We start from the raw sequence: 9,346 nt of genomic DNA, 5'->3' as shown, positions 1-9,346 counted from the left end.
CCCTTTTCTGTGTCTCGACAACCAGAAAGTATCCGGTTCACGCTGGATTTGCCGGGCATGCGCTGCGGCATAGTGAATCATTCCCGGGACAGCCCTGCGCGGAGCGGGGAGAGGGAAAGAGCGTTTAACCCGCGACCTGCTTGATGCGGACGATCAGCTCGTCGACAGCCTTGTCGACCGGAACCTTCTCGCTGACGACCCGGTTCATCGCCTTGGCCCACACGTTCTCGTTGTTGAGGATCGTGAACTTCCAGTTCTTGGTGAAGTCGAACGGCGCGGTGCCCCCGGTGAACTGGGCGTAGACGGCCTTGCGGTGCTTGTCAGCCTGCCAGAATGGGCTCGCCTGGCTTTCCTTGGTCACCGGGAACCAGCGGCCAAGCGCGCCCTCGATATAGGGACGGACGTTCTCCTCCTGGAGGAGGAAGCTGATGAACTGCTTGGCCTCGGCCTTGTTCTTGGCCGCGGTGAAGACAAGCCCGGTCTTGACGTCGGAGCGGTAGCGGATGGTCGTGCCATCGGGCGCCTTCGGGAAGGACGCGGTGATGATGTCCTGCTCGTAGGCTTTCTTGCCGGCTTCGCGCTGCTCGGGCGTGAGTGCCTGGTTGGTCGAATCCTCGTACCACTTCGCCGCGATCGAGATCGTGAAATTGTGCGTCATCACGATCGTCTTGTTGTGGAAGGCGACATTGTTGTCCGGATCCTTCCAGGTCGTGGAGGATGGCGGGGTGCAGCCCTTGATGTAGGTGTCGGTGTAGTCCTTCATCGCCTTGATCAGGCCCTCGCGCACCTTCGGATCGTCGACGGTGAGCTTGCCGTCGTCGTCGACCAGCTTGACATGGTAGGCATCCATAAAGGTGTAGAACGACTGGAAGGCATCGGTGGATTCCACGCCCATCGGCTGTCCGACGGCATAGATGCGCTGGCCGGTCGCCTTGCGGATTGCCGGCTGCACCTTGTCGCACCAGAACGACCAGTAGCCCACCCAGTCGTTCGGGATGTCGCTCTGCTTGAAGCCGGCCTTCTCCAGCATGTCGTTCCAGATCTGGACGTGCATGCTCTGTTGCTTCAGCGGGAAGCCGTAATAGGCCTTCTTCTTGATGACATCGTTATAGAGGATCGACGCATCCAGCGTGTTCTGCACGAACCGACCCTTGATCGGGTCCATGACGTCCGTGAGGTCCTCGAGCTTGCCCTCATAGGCCCATTTGCCCTGCGCCTGCACGTCGTAGCTGTCGGAATAGGCGACATCGGGCACAGTGCCGGCGTCGAGTGCCGCGACCGTCTTCGGAATCATGTCCTGGATCGCGTACTGCGACAATTCGACTTTGATGCCGGTCTTGGCTTCGAACTTCTTGATAGTTTCGATCAGCGCGTCGTCTTCGGAGCGATAGAAGCCCTTGCCCCACCAGACCGTAATCGTCTTTTGCTGCGCAAAGGCAGGTGCAGTGGCCGCAAATAGCCCGACCGCAGCGACCGCCAGTGATACTGCGCCAATAACCTTGGATTTCACGTTTTTCTCCCTCAAGCGGCCGGTGTTTTCAACCGGTCGTATAAAACACTAGCCCATGGCCGCTATCCGATCTAGCGGCTTCTTGTCAGACATAGGTCGTGGGGTGAAGGCTGTGAAGATGCTTCATCCGCGCATCCGTCCGCGCATCGATCTAAACGCTGCATCAATTCGCGGCAATCAATTCGCCTCGTGGGTTCTGGCTTCGCCGCACCATCCGCTACATCACACACCGAATCGCCAGAAAGATCCGGCTGTCGTAGAGTGATCCGTGGGGGCTCCAGCTTGATAGGGGAACAGACTGGCACCGCGCCGCGGGCAGCTCTCAGCGTGTCCGCTTCAGGCCCGCCGGAGCAGCATTCGAACTCGCCTCAGCAGATCGGGGCCGCGACCTGCCTTGCCCGCTCGTCCGCAAGGGAGAGCGCCATGCATCGAGGAGCATTTTGAGAAGCTGGTTGGCATGCGGAGATAGCGTCGCCCCGCGCCTGCGCACAATTCCAATCGTCCGCGACACCTCCGGCTCGGTCAACCGAATGGTGTGAATGATCGGATGGCCGGCGGCTGGCGTCGCGAGCCTCGGCAGCACAGCGACCCCCAATCCCGCTTCGACCAAGCCAAGCGAACCGGAGAGGTGAGCGACCTCGTAGGTCCAGTTGAGCTGCAAGCCGTGCCGCGCCATTGCATTGTCGATCAACGCGCGATTGCCGCTGTTGCGGCCCACGGTGATCACACGGTGCGGCACAATCTCCGACCAACTCACCTGTTTGCGCGCTGCCAATGGATGGTCATGGCGGCAGGCCAGGACGAAAGGGTCTTCAACCAGTTTCTCGAATTCAATTTCAGCATGCGAAGCGCCAATGAAATTGATGCCAAAGTCGGCTTCTCCGCGCGCTACCGCTTCCAATCCTTCATTGGCGCCGATGTCCAGAATGCGGATGCGAATGCGCGGGTACGCTTCGGCGAACCGGCCGATCGCTCGCGGCAGGAAATAGAATACTGCCGTCGGCACCGCAGCCACCGAGACCAGACCTGAACTTCGCGCGCCAATATCTTGAATCGCGAGCACCGAGGTTTCGAATTCGTCGATGAGGCGGCGCACCTTCGGCAGGAAGTCGCGGCCCGTCATCGTGAGATTGACGTGGCGCGTGGACCGTTCGAGCAATGGTGCACCGAGGCTTTCTTCCAGCTTCTGAATGCGCCGGCTCAGCGCCGGTTGCGACAGGTTCAGCGCCTTCGCGGTGCGGACGAAGCTGCCCATCTCCGCCACGGTGATGAACGCCTTGAGGTCGAGCAGTTCGGCATTCATGGCTGGGCTCCATTATGTTGATAATTGAAATAATACGTCAAATCTTTGCATTTCACAAAAGAGTAGGATCGCGAGATCGTGGGGCCGGGCGAAGCTGTCGCCCCAAGGAAGCGCCTCATGAACGATCAGATCGCCATTCCCTGCGTGGTGATGCGCGGAGGTACCTCGCGCGGGCCATTTTTTCTGGCCGGCGACCTTCCGGCCGATCCCAGACTGCGCGACGCGATCCTGCTGTCCGTGATGGGAGGGGGGCACGATCTTGGAATCGACGGCATTGGCGGTGGCAACGCCGTGATCAACAAGGTCGCGATCGTTGGACCGGCATCGGTCGCGGGTGCCGATGTCGACTACCTGTTCGCTCAGGTGCGGGTTCGTGAAGGGATCGTCGACACCGCGCCGAACTGCGGGAATATGCTGGCGGCGGTAGGGCCGTTCGCAATCGAAGCGGGCCTGGTCGCCGCTGCCGCAGATCGCACCCATGTGCGCATCCACAATGTGAACACCGGCAAGCTGATTGACGCGACGGTTGCCACGCCCGGCGCGCGGGTGACCTATGAGGGCGAAGCGCGGATCGACGGTGTACCCGGAACGGCCGCACCCATCGAACTGTCGTTCCCCAACGCGGCCGGCGCACGCACCGGTCGGCTGCTGCCGACCGGACGTCCGGTCGACCGCATCGAAGGAATCGACGTGACCTGCATCGACGCAGCCATGCCCGTCATGCTGGTCCGTGCGGCGGATTTGGGATGGACGGGCCGTGAGGCACCCTCGGCCTTCGCCGATAGCGGCTTTCGCGCGCGACTCGAAAACCTGCGCATCGAGGCTGGACGCCGGATGGGTTTTCCAGATTCCGCGTCAATGGTGATTCCGAAACCGGTTCTGATTGCGCCCTCCGTCGAGGCGACGTTGAACACCCGGTACTTCATGCCGCACGACTGCCATAGCGCGCTGGCGGTGACCGGCGCAGTCGCGATCGCGACTGCGTGCGTGACGCTAGGCACGATCGCCGCAGAGATGGTCGGACTGCTGGCGCCGCCGGTGACGATCACGCTTGCCCATCCCTCCGGCCAGCTTGTGGTTCGGTTGGAGCCCGGCCCGGTTGCCAGGGTGCAGCGGACAGCTCGGCGAATCTTCGAGGGGCAAGTCTTCGCCCGCCGATCGCACGTGAGTCATTCAGTCCTGGCGCCTGAAGCCGGGCCGCCTCCGAAGCCATCAAGAAAAATCAAAGCCATGAATTCAGAGCCATGAATTCAGACCATGGGAGAAACGAGAATGCAGAAGGAAGCGCTGGTTGGGCGCCCGAACACTGAGGTGCGAAAGCCATTCTACCGGATTCTCTACGTCCAGGTGCTGATTGGCCTCTTGCTGGGTATCCTCACGGGCCATTTCTGGCCTGAATTTGGTGCCGCGCTGAAGCCCCTCGGAGACGGCTTCGTCAAGCTGGTCAAGATGATGATCGCGCCGATCGTGTTCTGCACCATTGTGAGCGGCATCAACAGCATCAGCGATTCCCGCGAGGTCGCTCGCACGCTGGTGAAATCCATGGCGTTGTTTTACCTGCTGACTGCGCTTGCACTCCTGGCCGGCCTGACCGCTGTATCGCTAATCCAGCCAGGCGCGGGTATGCATGTCTCCGTCACTACGCTGGATCCGTCGGTGGCTGCGAAATTCACCAAGCAAGCAGCGACGTCCGGATTCGCGGACTTCGTGCTGCACATTATCCCGCATTCGTTCTTCGGAGCGTTCGCCGACGGTGAAGTGCTGCCGGTGCTGCTGGTCTCCGTCCTGATCGCCTTTGCCCTATGCCGCGCCGGCGACGGCGGTGCCGTGGTGACAAAGGCAATCGATTCATTCTCACAGGTGCTGTTTGTGTCTTTCAGCTTCATCATGAAGCTTGCCCCGCTCGGCGCCTTCGGCGCCATGGCGTTCACGGTCGGCCGCTACGGCGTCCGTTCGATCGGCTCGCTCGGCCTGCTGATCCTGACATTCTATGTCGCCTGCTCCGTGTTCGTGGTCGTCGTGCTCGGTACGCTGGCGCGGCTGAACGGCTTCAGCCTGTGGAAGACCATTCGCTACTTTAGGGAAGAACTGCTGATCGTGCTCGGCACGTCATCGTCGGAGCCGGCGTTGCCCGGGGCGCTGCGCAAGCTGGAGCAGCTCGGATGCCAAAAAGGCGTGTCTGGACTCGTGTTGCCGATGGGCTACTCTTTCAACCTGGACGGCAGCGCCATTTATCTCACGTTGGCTTCCATCTTCATCGCGCAGGCCTGTGACATTCATCTGTCGTGGGGACAGATTGCGGCGATGCTCGGATTGATGCTGCTGACTTCCAAAGGGGCGGCCGGGGTTACCGGGAGCGGCTTCGTCGCACTTGTCGCGACCCTCTCCGTCATGCCGGATCTGCCCGTGACCGGCGTGGCGCTGCTTGTCGGCATCGACCGCTTCATGTCGGAAGCGCGGGCGCTGACCAGCATGATCAGCAACTGTGTCGCAGCCATCACCATTTCGCTGTGGGAGGACGCTTGTGACCGCGAGGTGTTGGCCCGCGAACTGGGACACAGTGGCACCCTCAAGGTCGCGGCCGGATCGAAGATCGGCGGGGCAGCAGTGGTGCAGGAGGACAAGAGCTGGATTTCGACGACGCAATCGGCCGCTTAACTCCACCTTTGGAATGAAATCGGCCGCAGTGTTGGCGCAGGCTGCCAAAGATCCGGCAGAGCGACGTCTATCAGCCTAGTTGGATTTGGCGCCTTCCTTGGCGTTCTCCGCCGTCGGTGATTCCGCCGGCGCGGGGCGCTTTCCGGTGCCGGTGATGCGTTCAATCGCGGAGCGCACGGCATCGCCGGCCTTGCGGTCCTTGAGCATGTCGAGCAGGGGGGCCGAGGCCGGCGAGCGGCGGATCAGGCTTTCCGGATCGGGGAAGATCAGGGGATCGTCCCAGGGGCCCTGCACCACGAAGGGCAATTCGAAGCCCGACGCGCTGTTGAGGCTTGCCACGCCCTTCATGTCGTATTCGCGCGTCGGCACCGAGGCGGTGCCGGTCATCGTGATCTTCGCGGCAGGTCCTTCGACGCGGATGTCCTCGGCGGTTGCGACCCCGTCGGCGAATTTCACCGCGATGGTGAGATTGTCGTAAGGGGTCGAGCCGCTGCGGAAATTGCCGCCGCCGGACAGCGGCCGGCGTTCCAGCCGCTTCAGCAGCTGCTCGGCGTTGAAGCCCGCGATCGCGCCGTCGTGCCCGGTCACCGTGGCGCTGCCGTCGAGCGACTGCGCCAGGCCGAACGGGCTCGAGCCGGAGGCGACGAGCGACACGTTGATGGTCCCCCGTCCCGACAGCTTGTTGATGCCGAACAGTTCGGAGGCGCAGGCCTGGAGGTCGACGTCGGCGAACTGGAATTGCGCCTTGACGTCGGCGACGGTGTCGGCGCGCGCGATCCCGAACGAACCCTTGGCGATGCCGCCGTAGACCTGCGCCTCGCCGACCGACAGCGCCAGCGTGCCGTTGCGCAAACTCGCGCCGATCGCGGTGCGGCCGAGTTTCGACGGCCCGACAGTCAGCTTTGCTGCCGACAGCCGCATGTCGAGGTCGGTGGTCGACAGTCCGTTGAGATCGAACAGCTGCCTGTTCCAGTCGTGTGCGCCGCTGGCGAGCAGGCGGAAGGTCGAGATGTAGGGGGTGAAGTCGAGTGCGTCGGCGGCGAGCGTGGCCTGGAGCGTCTGCCGGCCGTTATTGGCGTAGGTCATCACGCCCTCGGCGACGTTGCCGTCGAGCTCGACATTGACGTTGGTGAGCGCGATCGAGGCGCCCACGACATTGGCGCGAGCCTTCAGCGCAAAACGGCCAAAGCCGCCGCTGCCGGGCTGCGGCTGTCCGGTCCAGCGCAGCGCGTTGCGCAAGGACGGGCTGTCGATGGTGAGGATGCCCTCCATCATCGGGCTGGTGCGGTTAGCGACGCTGCCGTCGAATGCGAGCTTGAGCGGCGCGCTGGCGATCCGCGCCTTCAATCCCGAGCGGTCGCCGGAGAGGGCCGCGACGAAATCGGAAAAACTGATCGAGCCGTCGACGCGCTCGCCGCGCCAGTCGAACTGCCCAGTCGCGGCAAACGATCGCGAGATCGAGGGCCACGCCAGCGACAGGTCGATGTCGTCGAACTGCTCGGTAGCATGCGTGGCGGCGTCCTCGTAATTGAGCACACCGTCCTGGATCCTGATCTCTGAGAACGAGACCTGATTGTCAGCGCCGGGCTTCATGGTGCGCGCAATCGTCCGGATGAACGGCGTCCAGTTACTCTCGCCGTCGGGCTTCAGGCTGACATTAATATGCGGCCGCAGCAGCGTCAGGTCGGCGATGTCGAACCGTTGCAGCAGCAGGGGCAGCAGCCGCAGATTGGCGGTGAGCACGTCGACACGGAGCGCAGCGTCGCTGGTACCGCCGCCCTTCAGGCCGACGTCATGGAAGGAAATGTAGCTCGCCGGCAGCAACGAGATGTCGATCGCGCCCGTGACACTGAGCTCGAGCCCGGTGACGTCGCGGATCTGCGCTTCCACCGCCTTGCGCAGCGCGTCGCGGTTGATGAGCCAGGAGGTCGCGATCAGGGCGATCAGCGCGACACCGAGCAGCGCCGCGATCGGCGCCCCGAGGCGCTTCATTCCTTGAGCCATGGTCAATGGCGTGTCCTGATCGGGTTGGTCGTTGGAGCCGGAAGGGCGGGCCGGGAAACCCGCGCGCCCTGCCCCAAGTCCTGTTATGTTAAGTGCCGCAACTTGATGGGTTTTCTTGTCGCTTTCAAGGCCGCAGGCCGGTTTGCCCACGGCGTGGGCAGCTTCTATCACTGCGCCGTGGGGCGGAGAACCCCGTATGATTGACGGCCTTGGACGATTTCGCCTAATAATCGCCGCCAATGAGGCGCGACGCCCGCAAGCCGAAGGTTCAGTCGAGGTTTTTGCATGAACAAGGTCTATCCCGACGCCAAATCGGCTCTCGAGGGCGTTCTGAAAGACGGCATGATGATCATGTCGGGCGGCTTCGGTCTCTGCGGCATTGCCGAGGTGCTGTCAGATGCGATCCGCGATTCCGGCGTTAAGGGCCTGACAGTGGTGTCCAACAATGCCGGCGTCGACGGCATCGGGCTCAGCCGTCTCCTGGAAACCCGGCAGATCAAGAAGATGATCTCGTCCTATGTCGGCGAGAACAAGCTGTTTGCGCAGCAATTCCTCGCCGGCGAGCTGGAACTCGAATTCAATCCGCAGGGAACGCTGGCCGAGCGCATCCGCGCCGGCGGCGCCGGAATCCCGGCCTTCTACACCAAGACCGGCGTCGGCACGCTGATCGCCGAAGGCAAGGAAGTGAAGGAGTTCGACGGCGAGAAGTATTTGATGGAGCGCGGCCTGTTCGCCGACCTCGCCATCGTGCACGCCTGGAAGGGCGACACCGCCGGCAACCTGATCTACCGCAAGACCGCGCGCAACTTTAACCCGATGATGGCGACCGCCGCGAAGGTCACCGTCGCCGAGGTCGAGCATCTGGTTCCGGCCGGTGAACTCAATCCCGACCACATCCACACGCCCGGCATTTTCGTGAAGCGCATCGTCGAGGTCGGCACGGCCCAGAAGCGCATCGAATTCCGCAACACCCGCCCGCGCACGGCAGCTTAAGCGCATGATCCGGAAAAGTGGGCACCGGTTTTCCGAACAGATCATGCGCAAAACATAAGACTTCAGGAGAACAAGATGGCCTGGACCCGTGAACAGATGGCTGCGCGCGCCGCGAAGGAACTGCGCGACGGCTATTACGTCAATCTCGGCATCGGCATCCCGACGCTGGTGTCGAACTACATCCCGGACGGAATCGACGTCAGCCTCCAGAGCGAGAACGGCATGCTCGGCATGGGACCGTTCCCCTATGAGGGCGAAGAGGACGCCGACCTCATCAATGCCGGCAAGCAGACCGTGAGCGAGCTGCCATCGACCAGCTATTTCTCCAGTGCAGACTCCTTCGGCATGATTCGCGGCGGCCATATGGATCTGTCGATCCTCGGCGCCATGCAGGTGGCCCAGAACGGTGATCTCGCCAACTGGATGATCCCAGGCAAGATGGTCAAGGGCATGGGCGGGGCGATGGACCTCGTCGCCGGCGTCAAGCGCGTCGTGGTGGTAATGGAGCATTCCGCCAAGGACGGCCCCAAGCTCCTGAAGAAGTGCAACCTGCCGCTGACCGGTGAGCGCGTGGTCGACATGATCGTCACCGATCTCGCCGTCTTCACCATCGACAAGCACGGCGACGGCGGCATGGCGCTGATCGAACTCGCCGACGGCGTCTCGCTGGATGAGGTCAAGGCCAAGACCGAGGCCGAATTCCGCGTCGCGCTGAAGAATACGTAAAATCGCGATCGAGATAATCGCGAAATGGCCGGGCTTCGTCCCGGCCATTTTCGTTGGTGTGCCGAGCATGTTCGACAGCTTGGAGGTGGAAGTCCTTTACCCAGCCTGATGGCGGCGAAGGGTTAGCGAAGCGCAAGGGCGTCATCGCGAGA

At 62.4% G+C, this 9,346-nt stretch carries 7 protein-coding genes; 4 read left to right on the top strand and 3 right to left on the bottom strand.

Annotated features, from left to right (window positions below; translation table 11 throughout):
- Positions 1 to 124: 124 nt before the first annotated feature.
- Positions 125 to 1,510 (bottom strand): ABC transporter substrate-binding protein, encoded by a 1,386-nt coding sequence (locus tag IVA82_RS24360; protein ID WP_247390558.1) that lies wholly within the window; start codon positions 1,508 to 1,510, stop codon positions 125 to 127.
- A 322-nt stretch (positions 1,511 to 1,832) separates the two neighbouring features.
- Positions 1,833 to 2,813, bottom strand: a complete 981-nt coding sequence (locus IVA82_RS24355) for a LysR family transcriptional regulator (RefSeq protein ID WP_247493592.1) — start codon at positions 2,811 to 2,813, stop codon at positions 1,833 to 1,835.
- 117 nt (positions 2,814 to 2,930) lie between these two features.
- Here IVA82_RS24355 and IVA82_RS24350 point away from each other — a divergent pair, with 117 nt between their 5' ends.
- Positions 2,931 to 4,061, top strand: coding sequence for a 4-oxalomesaconate tautomerase (locus IVA82_RS24350; RefSeq protein ID WP_247390552.1), 1,131 nt, complete (start codon positions 2,931 to 2,933; stop codon positions 4,059 to 4,061).
- A gap of 24 nt (positions 4,062 to 4,085) precedes the next feature.
- Positions 4,086 to 5,471 (top strand): C4-dicarboxylate transporter DctA, encoded by a 1,386-nt coding sequence (dctA, locus tag IVA82_RS24345; RefSeq protein ID WP_247390549.1) that lies wholly within the window; start codon positions 4,086 to 4,088, stop codon positions 5,469 to 5,471.
- A 75-nt stretch (positions 5,472 to 5,546) separates the two neighbouring features.
- Here the strand turns inward: dctA and IVA82_RS24340 are convergent, their stop codons facing one another.
- Entirely contained in the window at positions 5,547 to 7,475 is a 1,929-nt protein-coding gene (locus IVA82_RS24340) for an AsmA family protein (RefSeq protein WP_247390748.1), read from the bottom strand.
- Between the two features lie 285 nt (positions 7,476 to 7,760).
- Here IVA82_RS24340 and IVA82_RS24335 point away from each other — a divergent pair, with 285 nt between their 5' ends.
- Positions 7,761 to 8,468, top strand: coding sequence for a CoA transferase subunit A (locus IVA82_RS24335; protein WP_148742876.1), 708 nt, complete (start codon positions 7,761 to 7,763; stop codon positions 8,466 to 8,468).
- A 75-nt stretch (positions 8,469 to 8,543) separates the two neighbouring features.
- Positions 8,544 to 9,194 carry a CoA transferase subunit B gene (locus IVA82_RS24330; RefSeq protein WP_247390547.1) on the top strand — a complete coding sequence of 217 codons (651 nt, stop codon included), beginning with the start codon at positions 8,544 to 8,546 and terminating at the stop codon, positions 9,192 to 9,194.
- Positions 9,195 to 9,346: the final 152 nt, after the last annotated feature.

Source organism: Bradyrhizobium sp. 142 (genome assembly GCF_023074015.1).
Taxonomy (GTDB): Bacteria; Pseudomonadota; Alphaproteobacteria; order Rhizobiales; family Xanthobacteraceae; genus Bradyrhizobium.
Note: the sequence above shows the minus strand (reverse complement) of the source record. Positions and strands in the feature narration are given on the sequence as shown.

What these genes read in the sequence shown, in the direction of transcription:
- IVA82_RS24355 (WP_247493592.1), bottom strand. Translation starts at nt 2,813, where the DNA reads ATGAATGCCGAACTGCTCGACCTCAAGGCGTTCATCACCGTGGCGGAG.
- IVA82_RS24350 (WP_247390552.1), top strand. Translation starts at nt 2,931, where the DNA reads ATGAACGATCAGATCGCCATTCCCTGCGTGGTGATGCGCGGAGGTACC.
- dctA (WP_247390549.1), top strand. Translation starts at nt 4,086, where the DNA reads ATGCAGAAGGAAGCGCTGGTTGGGCGCCCGAACACTGAGGTGCGAAAG.
- IVA82_RS24340 (WP_247390748.1), bottom strand. Translation starts at nt 7,475, where the DNA reads ATGGCTCAAGGAATGAAGCGCCTCGGGGCGCCGATCGCGGCGCTGCTC.
- IVA82_RS24335 (WP_148742876.1), top strand. Translation starts at nt 7,761, where the DNA reads ATGAACAAGGTCTATCCCGACGCCAAATCGGCTCTCGAGGGCGTTCTG.
- IVA82_RS24330 (WP_247390547.1), top strand. Translation starts at nt 8,544, where the DNA reads ATGGCCTGGACCCGTGAACAGATGGCTGCGCGCGCCGCGAAGGAACTG.